Source organism: Paenarthrobacter sp. YAF11_1 (genome assembly GCF_052113445.1).
In the GTDB taxonomy this organism is placed as follows: domain Bacteria; phylum Actinomycetota; class Actinomycetes; order Actinomycetales; family Micrococcaceae; genus Arthrobacter.
In genome coordinates, this window is the sequence record NZ_JBFRDF010000011.1 from 57310 (window position 1) to 78487 (window position 21178).

The window sequence follows — 21178 nt, forward strand, 5'->3', positions numbered from 1 at the left end:
TCCGTCTTCCCGTACTTTGCACTTCGCACTGAAAGGAACCAACCATGACGCAATCTTCTGCGCCCAAAAACCGAGAATCCCTGCCGTCCGGCGTGTGGGGCGTTGTTGCCACACCGTTCCAAGGAAGCACGCTGGACGTGGACCTGGACAGCCTGTCCGGGCTCGTGGAGCACTATGAAGCCATCGGCGCAACCGGCCTCACCGTCCTGGGCGTCTTCGGCGAAGCAGCCGCGCTCACGGCCGAGGAACGCCGCGATGTCCTGGAAACCGTGGTGGAATGCACCTCACTTCCGTTGGTGGTTGGCGTGACCGCCCTGGCAACCCGCCCGGCCATCGAGGAAGTCCGAGCCGCCCAAAACAGTGCCGGCACCCGGCTCGCGGCTGTGATGGTGCAGGCCAACTCGGCCAAGGCTGAGACGGTGATTGCGCACTTGGAGGCCATTCACCGGGCCACCGGCGCCAAGGTTGTCCTGCAGGATTATCCGCTGGCCAGCGGTGTCAGCATCGCCACGTCGGCGCTGATCTCCGTTGTCAGGGCCTGTGACTACGTCATCGCCGTCAAGGCCGAAGCGCCACCCACCAGCGTCGCGATCGCGGAACTGAAGGCCGCCGTCGGGGTTTCCATCTTTGGTGGCCTTGGCGGGCAGGGCCTGCTGGACGAGCTCATGGCCGGCGCGGGCGGCGCCATGACCGGTTTCTCCTACCCCGAGGCACTCATCGCCTGCGTCCGGGCCTGGCAGCAGGACGGGTATGACGCAGCCCAGCGCGAGCTGCTGCCGTACCTCCCGCTGATCAACTTTGAGCAGCAGGCAAAGGTGGCGTTGGCCATCCGCAAGGAGTGCCTGCGCGAGCGCGGCCTTATCAAGGACTCCGGTGTCCGTGCACCAGCGGCTGGCTTCCCCGAAAACCTGCGGGCCGGTATGGGAACACACCTTCGCGAAGCCGCTGCGGCGCTGGAAACCGCGACAACAACAGTGAAGACAACCGTAGGGAGTTTCTGATGGACCTGGGAATCGCCGGAAAGACTGCCCTGGTTGCTGCGTCCACCGGCGGGCTCGGCCTGGCCGTGGCACGTGCTCTGGCCGCAGAAGGAGTGCGGGTGGCGATCGTCGGCCGCCGCCGCGGCCGCGCCAAGGAGATCGTCGCGGAACTGCAGGCTGCGTACGGGACTGGATCACTGGGGACCAGCGGTTTCGACGCCGTGGCCATCGAAGCGGACCTTACCACTGGAGAAGGCATCGAATCCGCCGTCGAACAGACAGTGGCGGACCTGGGCCCCATCGACATCCTGGTCCTCAACGGTCCTGGCCCCAAGCCCGGCGCCGCTGCAACCCTGAGCTCCGAGGACATCGCCGCGGCCTTCGACCTCCTGCTCAAACCACACCATGCCTTGGTATCGCACGTCCTACCGGGGATGCGGGCACGACGCTGGGGCAGGATCCTGGCCATCGGCTCCAGCGGGGTCTCGGCACCGCTGCCCAACCTCGCAGTGTCCAACACCGGACGAGCAGCGCTGGCCGGCTACCTCAAGACCCTCGCCGCCGAAGTGGCGTTGGACGAGGTCACCGTGAACCTGCTGCTGCCCGGCAGGATCGCAACCGACCGGGTCACCCAGCTTGACCAGGCCGCCGCCAAACGACGCGGCACCACCCTGGAAGACATCCAACTCGAATCCCGTAAGACCATCCCCGCCCGCCGGTATGGAGAACCCGCCGAGTTCGGTGCGGCTGCAGCGTTCCTGTGCAGCGCGCCGGCGTCGTACATCACTGGCGTCGCGCTCAGGTGCGACGGCGGCCTGATCCGCAGCCTCTAACCCCCACTACTTTCAAAGGAAACGCCATGACGTCCACAGCTTTGGAAACCACCGCTGCCCTAAACACCACCATCACCGCACAACACCTCATCAACGGCCAATGGCTGGGCGAAGCAGACACCCAGAGGCTGAACCCGGCCCGTCCGGACGAGGTGGCGGCGCTCTCCCCCAGCGGCACAGCAGAGGATGTCAACGCTGCCATTTCGGCCGCCGCCACCGCGCAACCGGCCTGGGCTGCCCTGCCCGCACCGTCGCGCGGCGCCATCCTCATCGCTGCCGGCAACCTCCTGATCGAACGCCAGGCTGCCATCGCCGAGGACCTGGTCCGCGAAGAAGGCAAGACCCTGGCCGAGGCCAAGGGCGAGGTCAAACGCGCCTCGGACGTCCTCCGGTTCTTCGGCTCGCTCGGTTGGGCGGCCACCGGCGAAGTCCTTCCCAGCGGCTTGCCGGACACCACCATCACCACGCGCCGCGAACCGTTGGGCGTCATCGGGCTCATCACGCCGTGGAACTTCCCCATCGCCATACCGGCTTGGAAGACGGCCCCGGCACTGATCAGCGGCAACACCGTGGTCATCAAGCCCGCGGAGCTCACTCCGCTGTCCGCCACCCATCTGGCCCGCGTCCTGCAGGACGCAGGGCTGCCCGCCGGAGTCTTCAACGTGGTGCACGGCAAGGGCCGCGTAGTGGGCGATGCCCTGGCCCGGGATCCCCGCATTGCCGGCATGTCCTTTACTGGATCCACCAAGGTGGGCCTCGGACTGCAGGAGATCCTCAACGCCCGCCGGGCCCGCGTCCAGTTGGAAATGGGCGGCAAGAACGGTGTCCTGGTCCTCGACGACGCCGATGCCCGCAAAGCCGCGCAGGTGGTGGCCGCAGGTGCTTTCGGCCTGACCGGACAGGCTTGCACGGCCACCTCGCGTGTCTACGTGACGCCGGGCATCCGCGCAGCGTTCCTGGACGCGCTGGTCGAGGAAGCAGCCGCGTACAGCACCGGCGACGGGCTGGACAGCGGCACCCGGATGGGCGCGGTGGTGAGCCGGCAGCAGTTCGGGCAGGACCAAGCCGCGGTGCGCACCGCCGTCGAACGCGGCGCAACCCTCCTGCACGGACAGTACGACGGCGACCCGAGCGGTCCGCTGTTCTTCCCCGCCGCGGTTCTCACGGACCTGCCGATGGACGACGCCGCGGTCACCGAGGAGATCTTCGGACCTGTAGTTGCGGTACTTGAAGTTCCCGATTACGAAGCCGGACTGGCTGCCATCAACGACTCCCGCTACGGGCTCACCGCCGGCATCTGCACGGACTCGCTGGCCCTCGCCACGGATTTCGCTGCCCGCGCCCAAGCAGGTGTGGTCAAGGTGAACCGCCCCACTGCGGGGCTGGACCTCAACGTGCCTTTCGGTGGCGTGAAGGATTCCTCCACCAACACATTCCGCGAGCAGGGAAGGTCCGCACTGGACTTCTACACGTGGGGCAAAACCGTCTACACGGGTGTCTGACCCGGCATGAGTTACGTGATCGCCCAGCCCTGCGTTGATGTCAAAGACAAAGCCTGCATTAATGAATGTCCGGTGGACTGCATCTACGAGGGCGAACGCTCGCTCTACATCCACCCCTCCGAGTGCGTGGACTGCGGAGCATGCGACCCTGTCTGCCCTGTGGAAGCAATCTACTTCGCCGACGACGTCCCGGACGAATGGGCGGACTATGTCCGGGCCAACGTGGAGTTCTTCGAAGACACCACCCGCGACCACCCGGTGATCGCGGCGGAGCCCCTGCGGGTGGTTTAGCTGGTGCGTGTCACTTAGTTGCTTGACGAGGGCGCGAGGCGGTAACCGACGCCGCGGACCGTCTCAAGCCAGCGGGGCGCCTGGATGCTGTCGCCGAGTTTCTTGCGCAGGTTGCCCATGTGGACCTCAACGGCCCGTTCGTCGGCGTCGCTGACGTAACTTCCGACGTCGTACGGTTCGTTGCGGAGGCGACGCGCGAGATCAGACTTGGTCCGAACAATCCGTCCGGTTTCCAGCAGCGCAAGCAGGAGGTCGAATTCGGTGCGGGTGAGCTTCAGCTCCGTGCCGTTCAAGACGGCGGTCCGGGAACCTGCCGAGACGGCCAAGCCGTTGTGGCTCACCTCTGGATCCGCAACTTCCGCGACGTTCCTGGAGTCCGACGACGCGCGGGGCCTTCGCATCATGGCTTCAACCCGGGCGCGCAATTCGCGGGGCCGGAACGGCTTGGTGAGGTAATCGTCGCCACCGGCCTCCAGACCCATGAGGGTGTCGAGCTCCTCGGCGCGGGCGGTCAGCATGATGATGTAGGCATCGGAGGATTTGCGGATCTGGCGGGCAACCTCAAAACCATCAATGTCCGGGAGGCCAAGATCCAACGTAATGACGTCCGGATTCAGTTCACGCGCCGACGTCACACCCGCGGATCCGGTGGACGCAGTGTGCACATCAAACCCCGCCTGGGATAGAACTACCCTTACCAGCTCGCGAATATCCTGGTCATCTTCAATGACCAGCCCCACACGTACTTCACTCATCGCTGCCCCTCAGCCCCTTCGATAACCTCAGAAGTATATCCATTATGGTTAGGCTGATCTCATGAACCGACTTTCTTCTGCATCCGTGGTGGATGTGCCATGACCCACCCTTCGACTTGGGATTTTGGTGAAAAGAAGAAACTCTTGGTTTTTCAACGCTCTTTCCACGAACATACCCTGAGGATGCGGGTTGTCCTCAGCCAACTGCCGTTGTCAGTTTGTGTTTGTCTTTCGGCCATTCTGGTCTGGCTCTTTTTCCCGGCAACGCTGGAGAATCCATACTTCCTGATATTCCTGCTGAGCCAGGCATTCCTCCTTGCCGTCTGCGTCATTGTGCCGTGGCACCGGCTGCCCTTTCCCAGCTTTCTGGCAATCCCCATCCTGGACATGGTCTCCATAGCCTTCGGCCGTGAAGGTGGACAAGAAGCACTTACTGGCCTCAGCGTTCTGGTGGTGCTGCCTGTTATTTGGCTCTGCGCGTCGGGCCTTTATCCAAAATTGGCCATCGTCCTGTCATTCCTTGGGCCGTTGGGCATTGTGTGGGTTCCCTTGTTTGTCAGGGGAGACGTCACCGAACAGGCCCTTACCAAGCCGCTGCTTTTCCCCATCCTGATCCTTGGAATCGGCGTGTCCGTCAGCGTCCTGACCTTGTCCATGGTGCGCCAGCAGCGCGCGATGGAGGAAAAAGACGAGGCACTCAAAGCGGCCCTGGAGGTCAGCACCAAGCAGGAACGACTCCTGAATACCGTGATGGAAGCCCTGCCGCTGGGAGTAGTAGCCGTAGACGGCGACGGTCATGACATCCTCATGAACCGTCGCCAACGCCAGACCCACACGCTCGCCACTCCTGCCGATAACAACGATCCCAACGAGTCCCAGCTGCTGATCTTCGACGTCGACAAGATCACGCCGCTGGACGCGGACCGCCGTCCCGTGCGCCGCGCGGTCTTGGGCGAGCGGTTCACCGACCAACTGGTTTGGCTCGGTGCCGGCGAGGGCCAACGCGCCTTCACCGCCAGTGCCCGGCCTATGATGGACGACGCTGGAAAGTTCGCGGGATCGGTGGTGGTGTTCAGCGACGTCACGGACCTGGTGAACGCCTTGGCGGCCAAGGACGACTTTGTTTCCAACGTCTCCCACGAGTTCAGGACCCCGTTGACGTCCATCCTGGGCTACGTCGAGTTGATTCTGGACGACCCCGACGCCCTCGATGCGCGGTCCCGCAAACAACTCGACATCGTCCGGCGCAACGCGGAGCGACTCCTCACTCTTGTTTCCGATCTACTGGCCGTGCGCTCAGGCCAAATCGTCATCCAGCCCCACGCAGTTGACGTCGCTGAGCTGGTCCGGGGCAGCGTGAGCTCCGCGGAACCACGGGCAGCCAAAGCAGGCATCCGCCTCTCGGTGGACCTTCCCGAGGCGTTGGAAGCCCACGTCGATTCCTCGCGCATTGCGCAAGTGCTGGACAACCTCGTGTCCAATGCCATCAAGTACTCCCCCGACGGCGGCGACGTGGAAGTGGCCGCCTGGGAGGACGATGACTTTGTGTTTTGCCGCGTCACTGACACGGGCATGGGCATGAACGAAGAGGAGCAGGCGGAAGCCTTCACCAAGTTCTTCCGGGCCGGTGGGGTTCGAAAGAGCGCCATACCCGGCGTCGGGCTGGGGCTTCCTATCAGCAAGGCCATCGTGGAAGCGCACGGCGGCACCATCACGTTGGAGAGCGAACCAGGCCGCGGCACCACGTTTACGGTGAAAGTGCCCGCCTGAGCGTTTTAGTTCTTGCGCCCCGCTGCATCACGACGGCGGCCGAACAGGAAGTAGCTGACCGGGCCGAAGAAGTTGATGAACGACACCGCGCGCCAGACAGCCTTTTTGCCTCTGATATCTGAATCCGGGGTCTTGGCGATGCTGCGTTGCGCGGCCACCAGCAAAGCCAGGTTCAGGGCTCCGCTGACCATGACCGAGATGCGTTGGCCCTTGCTCATGTCACGCCAGGATTTCTTGCCGGCCATAATGCCTCCTAGTCGAGGAACGGTTTACCTCTCAGGCTAGTCCGACGCCGATCGGCCCGCCACAGCCTGGCGTACTACTTCGCCCCAGGACTGTTCAGCGAGGTCCGCCACCGCTGCCAGGATTTCCGACGGCGGCAGCGACAGGTCCAACGGATACTCCACGATGTCGATGTCCGTGTTCAGGATCCGCCGCAGTTTCACGTCCCCGCGGCCGGCATATACCAACCAGGCAGTGGGAACCCGCAGCGCCGTACAGTACGCCAGCAATTGGTAATGGTCGGCACTGAGCGAGGCCCCGGCGTCGGACGCTGCTTTGTACTTGGAGTCATAGACCACCACGGGACGGCCGCCCAGGAAATGGACGGCATCCGGACGTACGGTGAGCCGGTCCGAGTCATACACGGCCTCGTTCAAGAGAGCTCCGTAGCGGAGGCGCATCTCCCCGGGATGGGCGCTCATGGCTCCGCGCAGCGCGGTCCCCACGAACTCCTCGAACACCTTGGCCATGTCCACCACGAAAGACGCTGTTTGCTGTTTGCCCTCGCCGGCTTCCGCGGAGGCATTGCGCAGGATCACTTCAGAGAGCCTCAACACGGGGTGGTACCGGAGATTCATCCGGCTGGCCCGCCACGGCGGCAGCGGCGCCCCGGACTGAAGCCGCGTCACGGCGTCGAGCTTTCCCTTGAGCTGCCGCAAGCGGCTCAGGACGTCGGGCCGTACCCCCGGCACCTTTCCCATCCGCTCCAACGCGGCACGGAGAATACGGTTCTCGGCGATATCCTCCGTGAATTCGTCGTAGGACACTTCCAGCGGCACCATCATTCCGGGCCGGCGGGAGATCTGGTCAGAGATCCGGATCCGGCCTTTGACGGTCCGCAGCGATTCCTCCACTGTCAGGTAGCCCTGCAGGACGCCGCGGCTGAGGGCCCTGTCCGCCAGCTGCGCCAGCGATTCCGCCAGGGCACTCCACAAATCCGGGTGCTCTACGGCCTCCACCGAATGGTCCCGAAAGCCTTGTTCACCTGCGTAGCTGAGGAGGAACAGCAACCGGCTGAGGCCAAGGCGATCCTTGGGACGGACTTCCAACTGCACCGCGGCAGTACGGACCGAGCCCACCTTGCCCACCGGTTCAATCCGGTACAGGCCCATGCCCATCGGCGAGGCCTTCGCCAGGCCACTGGTATTGATGAACGCTGCGGACTGGGGGTCGAGCTTGTCCACCACGCCGCCGGACAGCTCATCCATGACGATATGCCGGGGGCCCGTGACCCGGCTGGCGCTGGCGGGAGCCCGGCCGGCGCTGGCGGTAGCACGCCCGGCGCTGGCAGGTGCCCGGCCCGGCCGCGGCGGGATGGCCTTAGCGGGCTGCAAGACGTCCCAGCAGCTGTTCCAGGCCGAAGCGCTCCTCCAGCTGTGCCCGGTTCAGTTGCCCGTGGTAGTGCTCTTCCAACAGCGGCATGAGCTCGTACTTCCAGATCCGGCGCAGGCCCGTGGGATTCTGGGCGGCGTTCTTCATGAAGTACGACGGCCCGATCATCAGGTCCCGGTCCCAGTCGTCAATAGCGTCGTTGAGCGCATCCAGCAGGTCCGCGTTGAGCGTGTCCAGGCCGCGCGCTGCAAGGAACCGGCGCAACGTGCCGCGGATCGGTTCCTCCTTGGGGTGCAGCTCGATGAACGCGAAACGGCGCCGGATGGCTGCGTCCATCATGGCGATGGAACGGTCAGCCGTGTTCATGGTGCCGATGATGTAGAGGTTGTCAGGCAAGCTGAACGGCTCATTGGGGCTGTATTGAAGGTAGATGCGGTCGTCCCGGTACTCCAGCAGGAAGTAGAGCTCACCGAACACCTTGGCCAGGTTGGCGCGGTTCATTTCGTCGATGATGAGGAAGTACGGTTTGTGCGCGTTTTCCGGCTTGGCGGCTTCCTCCGCGAGCCGGCGCAGGGGTCCCGCGACCAGTTTGAAGGAGACCTGGCCGTCGTCGGTCTTGTCCGGACGGTAGCCCTCAAAGAAATCCTCGTAGGCGTACGACGGGTGGAACTGGACCAGCTTCACCCGTTCGTCGGTGTGGTCGCCCGCAAGCTCAGCAGCGAGGTGCTTGGCAAGGTACGTCTTGCCGGTTCCCGGAGGACCGTAAAGGACCAGCTGCCGGTTCTCTTCGAGCAGTTCCGCGATTTCCGTCAACGGTTCGAGGTCCATGTGCAGGGACGCGGCGAATTCTTCGGTCAGGGGCCGGAAGCCTTGCTGGACAACCTCGACGACGGCGGTGGGCGGGGCTTCGTCCTCGCCGTCGGTTTCGGCTTCTACCGGGAGTAGTTCCTGCAGTGCCTGAATGACCCGGGTGACGTCCACGAGGATGCCGGGGGTAGATAACTGCCGCTGGGCATGCCGGGGAAGTTCGGGGATGGCATAACTGTCATCGAACCAGCGGACCTTGCGGCGGATCCGGCGGTTGTCCTCGTGGTGTTCGGGCTCGCCGAGGACCACGCCAACACGGACCCGGCCCGCGTGCTGGTAGAGCGTGAGATCGCCCGGTTTCATGACCGTCAGGAAGGCGAAGACGGCGGTCTTGGTATCCTCGCGTTCCACATAGCCAAGGTGTTTGTAGTCTTCGTCCACGGCATGTTGGACCACGCCCGCCGTAACCCCCGCGGTCAGGGTACGCAGATGCTCCACGTCCAAGGTGGCTTTCTCCTCGGCAACCCAGGCAGCCAAGAGGTCCGCATTGTCGTGATGTGTGCGCAGGAGCCAGGAGCGACGGCCTGGATCTCCCACTTTGCGCCATTGGCTCACCAGTTGGCGGGCGTACCAGTCGATGCGCTGCCCGGCTTGCTCGTCCAGGTGCAGGCGGATGCGGTGGATGTCCGCGGTGATGTCCTCGTCCGAATCACCCTTGGCACCGCCGACGAGCGAAGCAAAGGCGTCCCGGATCTCCTGACGCTCCACATCCGCCACCACGGGCTCAAAATAGCTGGGCCACACCAGGTATTCGATGCTGCGGCGCAGGGCCGGTTGGTCCTCGGGTGTAGCGACCGCGAGTTCGTGGAACTTCAGTGGGTCCTCGAGGGCCTCATTGATGGTGGCCGTGTTCTGGCCGTCCACGTGCGCTGCAAAACGGCACAACCACTTCAGGTGGTCCCAGATGGTCCAGTTGAACTCGGCCGTGCGGTCACGGATGACTCCATGGTCCGTCATGCCCTCGTAGAGTTGCTCCGGCAGCTCAACGGCCGGCTCAACCCAGGACGCGGCCTCGGCAACACGGGCTCGCTTCACCCTGAGGGACTTGACCTCGTGCGCGAGCGGCAACGACTGCAGGAACAGCAATTCCACGGCCAGCACCTTGGCCTCACGCGACGCGCCTTCCAGGTTCTGCCGAAGGTTGGTCATCATGGGAGCTTTGGAATCTTCCACCCCGCGCTCAAGCCGTTCCAACAGCTCACCGGCGGCGTCCCCGGTCCACGTCAGTGTCCGGCCGTCCAGCGCCGAGGGTCTCCCCTGCAGCGCCGGACCGAGCACATACCAGGCCGCGTCCTCGATCTCCTTGGAGACTCCGGGGGCGCGGTCAATGGCAGGTTTTACGGAGGAAATCACCATGCCAACTTACCTTGTTTGGCTTACCTAAGCATCTGGATATCCACAGGCAGCCGCCCTGCCCGTTTGACCGGCGCTAACGTCCGTCGCGCAAGTCAGCCGGAGGTTCTTCCGTCAATTCGATGGCGTCAAAACGTGCTTCACAGCTCTCTCCCATGGGCGCCTGCGACATGAAACCGACGTGCACGGGTTTCTCCGAATCCAACCTGAACAGGCGGACAAATGACCATTCCCTGCCATCGGCTGATGAGTGGAACGCCCATGCTGGACCCACCCTGCTGACCCGCAGATAGACCCAGGGTGCTGTGACCACGGGGCCGTTCGAATCGTCGGAATAGCCGTTGGTGACCACGCTGACCACCATGGCCTCTCCTTGCGGGGAGTACTCGAAGCAGAGCTTGGCCCAGTGGTCGCTGTCCGCCCACAACGTCAACACACCGGCGTCGAACGTTGTCCTGGGTGAGGCCACCAGAACCCGGGCTGAGAGCGAGAATGCCGCCGGCGCCCTGAAGCCCAGCGCCGTGGAGCCGTGCTGCGGCTCGCCTCCCAGGGAATCGTTGGTCCAATCGACGCCGGGAGCTGCCGTGAGCGTCAGCGCCCCCTCCGCTTCGTCGTAGCTCGCGTGCCCAGCTGAAGACGTCCACTCCAAGGGCGGCAGTCCTGGTATTTCGGGGATCAATCCGTGCTCCGTTCGTCGTCGCTGATTCGTCGAGAACACGCTTTCAGACATTGCCCCGGATGTGCGGGAGGCCACCCCGGTGCCGCCGAAAAAGATCCCTAGTGCATTCCGAATTGGTACGCCTCCGGCACCGCCTCGTTCGGGCAGACTTCTTGCCACAGCGCCGCGAGCGCGTCCTCGCCCTCGCGGAGGTCCGGAATTTCGACGCCCTCACGCAGGATCGCGGCCGCTGCAGTGGGGTTCCCGGTTCGTGCAAGCGCCAGCGCCCTGAGGAACGTCAAACGTCCGACGGCGGCACCCTCCTTTGATGACGAGTCGTTCAGTTCCAGCGCCATCGCCGGGTCCCCGTGCCGGATGCTGAGCGTGATGGCTTCGGTGAGCAACGCAGGGTTGGCGGAGTCAGACTCCACGCCCTTCCGAAGCTCAGCAAGTCCTTCAGTGTCCTGTCCGCCGGCGAGCAACGCCAATCCCAGCCCACGATGTGCGAGCGCCGTAGTCCCCGGCCCGGCGTTGGTGGCCAGGACCTCGCCGTAGGCAGTCTTGGCCCCCTCCAGGTCTTGCCGGCCGTGCTTCATGGTGGCCAGATGCAGCTTCGCGTCAGGACTGTTCTGCCCTGCCAGCAACTCCTCCCAGTCCGCCCCGGCGACGAAGCTGGGCGCGCCGTCGAACACTTTTCCCTGCAGCAGCCCAAGCCAAGGCTCCTGCTCCCCGGTGACGCTCTCGTCCACGAACGGGGTTCCGCTCTCATCGATCCACGTCCTGCCTGTTTTCAGGCGGCGTGCACGCTCTACCACGCCCCAGCCGCTGCCGTGCAGCAGAATTGTCGACGGCGGGACGTCGGCGTCGGCGATGGCTGCGGGAAGCATCGCCTCGAGTTCTTCGTGCGGCAGAAGCCCTTCCAAGCGTTCGCCGGCGTGGGCCACCGCGGCGTCCCAATCATCACCGTGCGAGGTCTCCGGATCCAGATGCCCGTTCCCGTACGCCTCTACCCAGGCCCACTGGGCGCCGGCTGGCATCACCAGGTGTTCAAACTGCGTTTGCGCAAGACCTGCCTGGATCTCGGCATAGGGGCCAGCCCCGGGGCTCAACCACTCCTGCCACCGTTTCCCGCCCTGGCCTTGGCCCCACACGAAGAGCTTCTTTCCCCGCAGGAGGTCCGTGGACAGCATCGCCAGCCCGTCGCCGTCGTCGTCTGCGGCCACAACCCAACGCCGCTCGGAGGGGTCGATGTCGAAGAAGAAGTCGGCCGCGTGCGGGCTGTTGACCAGCCACGTGCCGTCATAGCCTTCGTGTTTGGTGGGCCGGACGCGGGTGATGTCCGTGGTGTAGTCGCTGCCGTAAGCTTCGTCCGCCGGGGCGATGACACGGGTCCGGGCTGTCTCCGGGATGGCTGCGTTGCTCCACCAATACATGGGGACGTCGTGGTCATTGGGGTTCCGCAGCCGGACGGCGGCGAACAGAACGGCTGAGTCTTCCGGCAACCACATGTCCACTTGGAACACCACTTCCCGCAGCCGTTCGAACTCCCACATGCGCAGGATGTGCTTACCGTCCGGGGTGTGCACGATCGCCGTATGCAGCGGATCGCAACTGGTGGGCGAATGGCCGCGGGTACCGATGTTCCATTCCAGCCCGCCCGCGAACCAGGCCTTGCGCAGCGCGATGTTGGCCAGCTGCGGCGCATCGTGGGTGTGGAGGAGTTGCTTGCCGGTCGCTTTGTCCAGCAACTCCCAGATGCGGCCACCCAGGGACGGGAGGACGGTCACCTTCAGTTTGCTGTTTTCCAGCACGACGGCGGGGACCTCCCGGGGCGCCGCCTCTCGGCTGTAGCCGTCCTGCATGAGATACGGGTAGATGTTGGGCACCACACCGTAGCGGGCCGATGCTTGGAGTTCCTCCGACACGCCTTCGCCCACGGTGTAGGGCTGGTCGAGCTCCGCGGCGACCACGGGCAACGGGTTGAGCGGACCGAGCTCGGCCATGGTCAGGGAAATGGTGGTGACGGTGAGGTTGGAGCTGGTGGTGGTGGCCACGTCAGTATCCGATCGTGAGGAGGAGGCCGCGCTGCGGATCAAGGGTGATGGGATCGCCGGGAGCGTAGCTCGCGGCGGTTTGGAAACCGGGGATTGCCGGGGCGTTCATGTGGCTGGTGGCGGCAGCGGCGTCGTCGAATATCAACCTCACGTGCTCAGTGTGCTCGGCCCAGGAAGCCAGCGCCACCACCATTCCGCGTTCTGTGAGCCACATGGTGGCCAGGACGTCCGGATGGCTGGACCGCACGGGCGACTGCGGTTCCCAGAACCCCTGCATGGGGGCGTGCTCCAGCCCGGTTTCGGCCCAGAATTCCCAGAGCGGCCGGTTGTCGACGGCGGGTGCCCGGCCGGTCATGCCGAACACCATTCCCCGCCACGGATTGCCGCCGCCTTCCAGCATTTCGCCCATGAGCCCGAACGGAATGCCGGACAGTTCCACCAACCAATACTCGGGATCGGTGGTGTCGTAGTCGAAATACTCCCCAAGCCAGAGCCTGTCCACATAGGGCAGCTGCTCCATGTACAGATTGGCCGAGGACGCGTACCCGTCGTGCGCCGTGAATTGGTTGGCCGAGTGAAGGTCTATCTCCGGACCCTCGACGCCCCTGGCTTGGCAGGCCCTCTCCAGGACCTTGCGGACACGAAGCATCGCGTGGCGGTCATAGGCAATGTCGTCAAGATAGATGCCGTCGATCCCATCCTCGCCGCTGGCCAGCTCCTGCAAGCTGCGAACGTAGAAGTTCTCCCACCGGGACTCTCCCGTGGTCACCACTGCGATGTCCTCCACGTTGGGAGCGAACCAGGCGGACACGTAGCCGTTCCCGGCATGCTCCTGGAGCCAGATGTGTCCCTTGCCCGGGCCGTCGCTGAAGATCTCGTGGTCCAGCTGCAGCAGCGGCAGTAACTCCGGGCTGTGGAACGTGAGCTCGCGGACCGTGTTGTACACCTTGGCTGTCAGTCCGTGCCGGTGGCATTCGCCGATGTACTTCCTCAATGAGTCGCCGCTCAGCAGGGGGTCGTTGATATAGGGCGCCGGTGCCGTGGCGTGGTGGATGTTGACCACCGTGGCTCCGGCCGCTGAAATGTCTGCTGGGTCCGCTGGCTGGTGGAAGTAGCGTTTGGCCAAGTGCCGGCCGGGTTGGAGTGGTTTGAACGGTGTCAGGAGGAGACGGAAGTTGAAGTCCAGCGGCTCGTTCGCCGCGAGCGTCCGGGCGCCGCTGAAGGCATTCAGTGTCACTCTGCCCTCGCTGGTCCGGAGGGTGACCCCGCCGCGGACTCCGCTTACGCCGTCGGCCTCCCGGCGATTGGCCCAGGACACCGGTTCCACCAACGGCTTTTCCCTGTAGAAGTTGGTATTCAGGGGACGCTCGTAGCTGCCATCCCGCAGGGCAACCTGCATCCCCACGTTGACGCTCCCAAGCCACAGCGCGTCCTGGTTCTTCGCCGCTACGTCCCATGTCCAGTCCAAGGACTGCGGACGCCGTCCACCGGGAACTCCCATACCCATCGCCAGCGGAACCGCAGCCTCATGGAACTCAAGCTGCAGACCGACGTCGTTCACGTCCACAGTTTCCCCGGAACTGAGCTGCAGCGAGTACGTTACCGTTCCGTCGGCGTCGAGCACGCCGTTCAACTCCAGAGCCAGCATGGCCTTGGTGTCCTTCAGACCCTTCCACGTGGACCGCCACGAGATCCGGGCCGGCCCTTCCACCGTGAAAGTAAGCGGCGAACAGCTCCAGTGAATATCGTCGATGTCCAGACGCATCGGGCCGCTGAAGAGCTCGACGGCGGGACCATCCGTCGCGGTCACGGCGGCGGTGAAGGTAGACGTCACCTGCGCAGGGAGTCCCGACTCCGCCAACCGCAGGGACCTGCCCAGAATCCCCAACGTCCTGCTGGACTGGTCCACGGTGATGGCCGTGAAGGGGCTGACGAGCTCCGCGTCCTGGGCCACCGGAGAATCCAGCCACGCCAAGCGGCGCAGGAAACGGGGATCGCCGAAGCTGCCCGCGGCAATCGCCGGGTCCGCGTCGCTTTCGGCGGCCACGTCCAGCCTGACCTCAACCTCTTGTGCAGCCTGGCCAATGGCAGTGACCCTGAGCAACGCTTCCAGAGAGGTTCCCGCTTTTTCCGGAGGGACCGGCAGAATCACATACAGCGCCTGCACCCGCCCGGCCGGAACAGCCAGGCTGGTGCGCCACGGCTTCCCGAAACGGTCTACTCCATCAGTGTTAAGGCAATGTCCGCCGGCCGGCGAGATCACGTCGACTCTCACGCCGTGCAGATCCTCCAGGGCGTAGAGGCCCACCTGGACCACGTAGTCCTCCCCCGGTTCTGCACTCGCATGGAAGCTCCGCTGCGGTCCGTTGATGACCCAATGCGGCGGCAGATCCCGTTGCATGGAGACGGGATTCAGCCGGTCCTCGGGGAAGAGCAGGAAAGCCTCGCCCGTGTACCTGGTGTTGAGCCCCTCCACCTCGTCCGCACGGGCCGTGAAGTTCATCGGAGCGAACGAGTCGCGCTCGCTGGCGGCTTCATAGCGGAGGACGGTTGCCAGTGGTAGTTCATTGTCCGGACGTTCGGCCTCCGCCGCCTGCCACCACGGTGAAGGCACGACGCCGGCGGCCCACCCGGGCTCTGCTGATGGACGATGCGGGAGGTACTCCGCTTGGGGATAGTGGGGTTTCCCCAGCATGGCGTAGGGCAAGTAGTAGACGAAGTAGATCCCCGGGCCGTCGGTTGCTTCGAAAACGATGCTTCCGGACTCCCGGGTGGCCGTTTCCAGGATCACGTTCCGGACCCTGGAACCGTTCTTTTCCGAGACGACGATGACGTCCACCGCTCCCGGGTCCTGGTCCTGCCGACGCCACGGGAGGACCACTCTGTGGGCGTGGCCCACCGCTTCCGCTGCTTCCACGACTTCCACGACGAATCGGTGGTTTCCGTAGAGCAGCTTGTCCCAGTTTCCAACGCCACATTCCACCTCCGGGTGGCCTGTTGTCTTGATATAGGGGGTGATGGTGGGCGGGGACATGACGGCCGGTGAAACCGGCGTGGGCAGCGGCATCGCTGGGACTCCTGAAGGTAGCATCCGGGGCTTGTCACCGAGTTGGTGAATCCTTACATCATCCCGGCCTTCATCGGGGCCGTAAAGGGTTATTGCGATGCGTACTTACTGGGATTTCTGCCCCAAGACAGTGGACGCCCGGGCTATTTTGCGGCGGCCAGGTTGAGCGCGTTCACCATCGCCTTTGCTGCACGCACCATTTCACGATCGGTGACGGTGTAGGCGGTGGGATCTGCGCCATCCTGCGCGCCAAGGGAGATGGCGCCGTCCCCCAGCGTGGACACGGTTTTCTTGGCCGACAAGTGAACGGCGGACAAGCCCGCAGCGTGCATCGCCGGAATGTCCTCAAGGGTCAGTCCCCCGCCGGCCATGATTTCCAAGGCATCCCCGGAACGTTCCGCCATGGCAGCCAAGGTCTTTAGACCCTCGCCAGCGGTGGCTTCGTGTCCGGAGGTCAGGATCCTGGTGAAGCCCAGCTCCAGAAGCTGCTCCAGCGCGGCCAACGGTTCCTTGGACTGATCGATGGCCCGGTGAAAGGTCAACTGGGCTGCGGGGTTGGTCGCCCTGGTGGCCTCCACCAGACGCTGGATCGCGTGAACGTCCACGTCTCCGGACGGAGTCAGCGCTCCCACCACCACCCCGTGGGCGCCCTGCGCCAGAAGGTGGCGGATCTCGTGGACCATCGTGTCCACGTCCGAGGCTGAGTACCGGAAGTCGCCGGGCCTGGAGCGAATCAGCGGATGGATCTCCAGACGGCCGTCAACGTGCTCCATGCTGGCTTCCATGAGTCCCTGGCTGGGCGTGATACCACCCAGCTCCAGGCTGCTGCACAGCTCCACGCGGTGGGCTCCCTCAGCGGCAGCGGTACCCGCACCGGCCGCGCTGACCACGGCAATTTCAAGTTTCATGCTGAAACTCTACGCGGAGTTTTTGTACAGGTAATGCCCCTAAGAAGGCTCCTTAAGGGCATCACCTGTACAAAAACTCGTCAGGCTTGGTAGCGCCCGAGCTTTTCCTTCTGCCCGGGGGTGAGCCTGAGGACCCGGCCGGTGTCCTCGGCGACGAACGCCAAATGCGTGGTGGCTTTGACACAATCCTCCCGCGTAACAGGGTCCTTGATGACGTAGTGAAGATCGAAGCTGGCGCCTTTGACGGCACCCACCCAGATCTCCACAACAGCAGGAATGTTGCGGTACTCCAAGGTCCGGACATACCGCACCTTGTGCTCCACCACGAGGGTCATGATGCCCTCTTCAACGTCGCTGAACAGGGCAGCCGGAGGGTCCACGCCGGGAAGGCCAGCGCCGCGGGGAGCCCCGAAGGCTGCGATGCGGGCCTCCTCCAACATACGAACGATCTGCACGTTGTTGATATGTCCGTAAGCGTCCATGTCACCCCAGCGCATGGGTACAAGGACCTCAATGCGCTGGGGTGCAACGGAATCCCGGGCGGGTTGCCCGGTCTTCAGTGAATCGGTACTCAGCTGTGCACCGCCGTCGAATCATCCACAGCGGTCTCTTCCTCACCGGCGAACTGGGACATGTACAACCGGTAGTACGCGCCTTGGAGGGCGAGCAGTTGGGTGTGGTTGCCCTGTTCCACGATCTTGCCGTTCTCCATCACCAAAATGGTGTCTGCGTCCCGGATAGTGGAGAGGCGGTGGGCGATCACGAAGCTCGTCCGGTCCGTGCGGAGGGCGGCCATGGCCTTCTGCAGCAGAAGTTCGGTGCGGGTATCCACGGAGCTGGTAGCTTCGTCCAGGATCAGCAACGAGGGGTCGGAGACGAAGGCCCGCGCGATGGTGATCAGCTGCTTCTCACCGGCACTGACGTTGTTTCCTTCTTCGTCAATGATCGTCTGGTAGCCGTCAGGCAGTGCACGGACGAAGCGGTCCACGTAGGTGGCCTTGGCCGCCTCCATGATCTGCTCCTCTGTAGCGTCCAGGTTGCCGTACTTGATGTTGTCGTAGATGGTTCCGCCGAAGAGCCAGGCATCCTGCAACACCATGCCCACCTTGGACCGAAGCTCGGAACGGGTGAGGTCCTTGATGTCCACGCCATCCAAGGTGATCCGGCCGGCGTTGAGCTCGTAGAAGCGCATCACGAGGTTCACCAAGGTGGTCTTGCCGGCACCAGTGGGTCCTACAATCGCAACGGTGTGGCCAGGTTCGGCCGCGAACGACAGGTCCTCAATGAGCGGCTTGTCCTCCACATAGCTGAACGAGACGTGCTCGAACTCAACGTGACCGTCGGTCTTGGAAGGCAGGTGACGGGTGCCGTTCTCTTCGACTTCTTCATCAGCATCAAGGAACTCGAAGACGCGCTCGGCAGAGGCCACGCCGGACTGGAGCATGTTCGCCATACCGGCGATCTGGCCCAGCGGCTGGGTGAACTCACGCGAGTACTGGATGAACGCCGTGGCGTCGCCCAGGCTCATGGAGCCCGACGCAACCCGGAGGCCACCCACCACGGCGATGCCGACGTAGGACAGGTAGGACACAAAGTTCATGGCCGGGAAGATGACGCCGGACACGAACTGCGCACCGAAGGAGGCCTTGTAGAGTTCCTCGTTCTTCTCGTCGAAACGCTCCAGCATGTCGGCATCGCGACCGAAGACCTTGACGAGGTCGTGGCCTGAGAACGATTCTTCGATCTGGCCGTTCAAGGCGCCGGTGTTCTTCCACTGTGCGGCGAAGAGCTTCTGGCTGCGGGCACCAATAACACCCGCCACGATGCCGGACAACGGCAGGGCGATCAACGCGATCAGCGCCAACTCCCAGGACACGATGAACATCATGACCGTGATGCCAAGGACCGTAAGCACTGAGCTGACCAACTGGGAGAACGCCTGCTGGAGGCCTTGCTGGACGTTGTCGACGTCGTTGGTCACGCGGGACAGGATGTCGCCGCGCTGGCGGGTGTCGAAGTAGTTCAACGGAAGCCGGTTGAGCTTGGCCTGGACGTCGTTGCGGAGCTTCTTGATGACCCGCATGACGATCCTGTTGAGCAACCAACCCTGGGCCCACAGGAAGATGTTGGCCACAAAGTACATGAGGAGCACGATCGAAATCAGGAACGTCAGCTTGGGGAAGTCGATCCCGTTGGTGAGCTCCATCTTGGAGACCATGTCCGCAAAGTTGCCCTGGCCCTGCTGACGCATGAGTTCCACGAACTGCTCTTGGGAGACGCCCTCGGGGATCTGCTTGCCCATGACGCCACCAAAGATGACGTCCATGGCGTTACCCAGGACCTTGGGGGCGATCACGTTGAGGACCACCGAGACGATAACGAGCCCGATCACGATGTACACGCCAACGGCCTCTGGCTTCAGCAGGCCCATGAGTCGCTTGGCGGACGGCCAGAACTCCTTGGCCTTCTTTGCCGGGACGTCGCCGAACATGCCGCCATCAGCCTCTGATGGGACGTATTCCTCTTCGACAAAGTCGTCGTCGTCAAGGGCTTCGGTTGCTATCTCAGCCTCGGCTGTTGCCTGGGCATCCTTTGCGGCTTGAGACTTGGCAGCCCAACCACGCTTCTTCTGCTGGTTCTGCTCGCTCATGCCACTTCCTCCACGCTCAGCTGGGATTCAACGATTTCCTGGTACGTGGGTGACGTCTCCAGCAGTTCGTCGTGCGTTCCGCGGTCAACGATCCTGCCGTTATCCAACACTAGGATCTCGTCCGCATCCGCGATGGTGGAAACGCGTTGGGCCACAATGATGACTGTCGCGTCCCGGGTTTTGGCCTTCAGGGCCTTTCGGAGCCGGGCGTCCGTAGCGACGTCCAAGGCCGAGAATGAATCATCGAACAGGTAGACGTTGGGTTTCGTCACCAAGGCACGGGCAATGGACAGCCTCTGGCGTTGTCCACCGGAGACGTTGGTTCCGCCCTGGGCGATGCGCCGGTTCAGGCCCGAAGACTTTTCCTCCACGAAGCCCTTGGCCTGCGCCGTTTCCAGCGCTTCCCACAGTTCCTCGTCAGTGGCATCCGGTTTGCCGAAGCGCAGGTTGTGCTCGATGGTTCCGGAGAACAGATACGGCTTCTGCGGAACGGCCGATACCCGGCTGGTGATTTCCGAGGCATCCATGTCGGTGACGGGGACGCCGTCGAGCAATACATCTCCGGAAGCGACATCGTAGAGTCGCGGCAGCAGCGAAACCAAGGTGGTCTTGCCCGCACCCGTGGAGCCAATGATGGCGAGGGTCTTGCCCGGCTCAGCAGTGAAGGAAATGTTGCTCAGCACCGGGGCCTCGGCACCGGGGTACTTGAAGGTGACGTCCCGGAATTCGACGCGTCCCTTCTTCTCAGCGGGAACCACCGGCGAGCTGGGGTTGTGGATGGAAGGCTCGACGTCGAGAACCTCGCCGATGCGGTCTGCACAAACCGAAGCGCGGGGAATCATCATGGCCATGAAGGTGCCCATCATGACGGCCATCAGGATCTGCAGCAGGTATTGGAGGAATGCCGTGAGCGCGCCCACCTGCATCTCGCCGGAGTCCACGCGCTGTCCGCCGAACCAGAGAACGGCAGCAGTGGAGAGGTGGAGGATCATGCCGATGGCCGGGAACATCAGGACAAACAGGTTGCCGATTTTCACGGAGACTGCGGTGAGATCCTCATTGGCATCGCCGAAGCGCTTGGCTTCGTGGGGTTCACGCACAAACGCACGGACCACGCGGATGCCGATGATCTGCTCGCGCAGCACGCCGTTGATGGCGTCGATCTTGGTCTGCATGGAGCGGAAAAGCGGCATGAGCCGGACCACGAGGTAGCCCACAACCGCTACCAGGACAGGAACGGAAACCCACACGAGCCAGGAAAGGTTGAGGTCCTCGCGGAGCGCCATGATGATGCCGCCAACGCACATGATGGGCGTGGACACCATGAAGTTCAGGCCCATGAGCACCAGCATCTGAACCTGCTGGACATCATTGGTTCCACGGGTAATCAGTGTGGGGGCACCAAACTTGTTGACATCCTGGGCAGAGAAGCTGCTGACCTGGCGGAAGACACTGCGGCGCAGGTCGCGGCCGATCGCCATGGCAACGCGGGAGCCGAAGTACACGGCGACGATGGCAGTGAGTACCTGCCCAAGGGCGACGGCGAGCATGAGCGCACCCGTCTGCCAGATGAAATCGGTGTCGCCGCGGGAAACTCCCTCATCAATGATTTTGGCGTTGAGGCTGGGGAGATAGAGCGTGGCGATGGTGGATGCCAACTGAAAAATCAGCACGGCCACAATCTGCGGCAAATACGGCTTGGAGTAGCGCCGTATAAGGGTGACAAGCATGCCCACGGGTCCTTAGAAAGAGTGCGTGAATGAGATAAGAGAAGTGTCGCAGCCGGGGCTGACAGTATTAGCCTCCCTACTCTACGAAATCCGTTGCCCCGGCGAAACAACTTACGGAAAAGATCATCCCAGCGGAGTATCCGCCG

Annotated in this window: 16 protein-coding genes; 5 read left to right on the forward strand and 11 right to left on the reverse strand. The window is 63.6% G+C overall.

The window, feature by feature from the left end; all coding sequences use genetic code 11:
* The first annotated feature begins 44 nt into the window (after positions 1-44).
* Genes AB4Y77_RS16760 through fdxA form a run of 4 tightly spaced genes read left to right on the forward strand, consistent with a single transcriptional unit; the run spans position 45 to position 3606 of the window.
* Positions 45-1001 carry a dihydrodipicolinate synthase family protein gene (locus AB4Y77_RS16760; RefSeq protein WP_442014699.1) on the forward strand — a complete coding sequence of 319 codons (957 nt, stop codon included), beginning with the start codon at positions 45-47 and terminating at the stop codon, positions 999-1001.
* Positions 1001-1813 (forward strand): SDR family oxidoreductase, encoded by an 813-nt coding sequence (locus AB4Y77_RS16765; RefSeq protein WP_442014700.1) that lies wholly within the window; start codon positions 1001-1003, stop codon positions 1811-1813. The genes AB4Y77_RS16760 and AB4Y77_RS16765 overlap by 1 nt, the downstream gene beginning before the upstream one ends.
* Positions 1814-1839: 26 nt before the next feature.
* A complete protein-coding gene (locus AB4Y77_RS16770; RefSeq protein ID WP_442014701.1) occupies positions 1840-3315 on the forward strand; it encodes an aldehyde dehydrogenase family protein in 1476 nt (491 codons plus the stop codon).
* 6 nt (positions 3316-3321) lie between these two features.
* On the forward strand, positions 3322-3606 hold the full coding sequence (fdxA, locus tag AB4Y77_RS16775) for a ferredoxin (protein WP_442014702.1): 285 nt from the start codon (positions 3322-3324) through the stop codon (positions 3604-3606).
* 14 nt (positions 3607-3620) lie between these two features.
* Here fdxA and AB4Y77_RS16780 read toward each other — a convergent pair whose 3' ends face one another.
* Entirely contained in the window at positions 3621-4361 is a 741-nt protein-coding gene (locus AB4Y77_RS16780; protein WP_442014703.1) for a response regulator transcription factor, read from the reverse strand.
* Between the two features lie 99 nt (positions 4362-4460).
* Between AB4Y77_RS16780 and AB4Y77_RS16785 the strand changes: the two genes are divergently transcribed.
* A complete protein-coding gene (locus tag AB4Y77_RS16785) occupies positions 4461-6131 on the forward strand; it encodes a sensor histidine kinase (protein ID WP_442014704.1) in 1671 nt (556 codons plus the stop codon).
* A gap of 5 nt (positions 6132-6136) precedes the next feature.
* Here the strand turns inward: AB4Y77_RS16785 and AB4Y77_RS16790 are convergent, their stop codons facing one another.
* The 10 genes from AB4Y77_RS16790 to AB4Y77_RS16835 form a co-directional block, all read right to left on the reverse strand.
* Positions 6137-6376 (reverse strand): PLD nuclease N-terminal domain-containing protein, encoded by a 240-nt coding sequence (locus AB4Y77_RS16790; RefSeq protein ID WP_442014705.1) that lies wholly within the window; start codon positions 6374-6376, stop codon positions 6137-6139.
* Positions 6377-6412: 36 nt separating this feature from the next.
* Entirely contained in the window at positions 6413-7621 is a 1209-nt protein-coding gene (locus AB4Y77_RS16795; RefSeq protein WP_442014756.1) for a 5-methylcytosine restriction system specificity protein McrC, read from the reverse strand.
* Between the two features lie 112 nt (positions 7622-7733).
* Positions 7734-9968, reverse strand: a complete 2235-nt coding sequence (locus tag AB4Y77_RS16800; protein ID WP_442014706.1) for an McrB family protein — start codon at positions 9966-9968, stop codon at positions 7734-7736.
* Positions 9969-10041: 73 nt separating this feature from the next.
* A complete protein-coding gene (locus AB4Y77_RS16805) occupies positions 10042-10644 on the reverse strand; it encodes a DUF1349 domain-containing protein (RefSeq protein WP_442014707.1) in 603 nt (200 codons plus the stop codon).
* A 98-nt stretch (positions 10645-10742) separates the two neighbouring features.
* Positions 10743-12677: a DUF5107 domain-containing protein gene (locus AB4Y77_RS16810; protein WP_442014708.1), complete on the reverse strand. Its 1935-nt coding sequence runs from the start codon at positions 12675-12677 to the stop codon at positions 10743-10745.
* A gap of 1 nt (position 12678) precedes the next feature.
* On the reverse strand, positions 12679-15744 hold the full coding sequence (locus AB4Y77_RS16815) for a glycoside hydrolase domain-containing protein (protein WP_442014709.1): 3066 nt from the start codon (positions 15742-15744) through the stop codon (positions 12679-12681).
* A 143-nt stretch (positions 15745-15887) separates the two neighbouring features.
* Entirely contained in the window at positions 15888-16652 is a 765-nt protein-coding gene (locus AB4Y77_RS16820; RefSeq protein WP_442014710.1) for a copper homeostasis protein CutC, read from the reverse strand.
* Between the two features lie 80 nt (positions 16653-16732).
* Positions 16733-17149, reverse strand: a complete 417-nt coding sequence (locus tag AB4Y77_RS16825) for an acyl-CoA thioesterase (RefSeq protein WP_442014711.1) — start codon at positions 17147-17149, stop codon at positions 16733-16735.
* Between the two features lie 74 nt (positions 17150-17223).
* Positions 17224-19302 carry an ABC transporter ATP-binding protein gene (locus AB4Y77_RS16830; RefSeq protein ID WP_311211807.1) on the reverse strand — a complete coding sequence of 693 codons (2079 nt, stop codon included), beginning with the start codon at positions 19300-19302 and terminating at the stop codon, positions 17224-17226.
* Entirely contained in the window at positions 19299-21032 is a 1734-nt protein-coding gene (locus AB4Y77_RS16835) for an ABC transporter ATP-binding protein (protein WP_311211806.1), read from the reverse strand. Before AB4Y77_RS16835 ends, AB4Y77_RS16830 begins: the two co-directional genes overlap by 4 nt.
* Positions 21033-21178 lie beyond the last annotated feature (146 nt).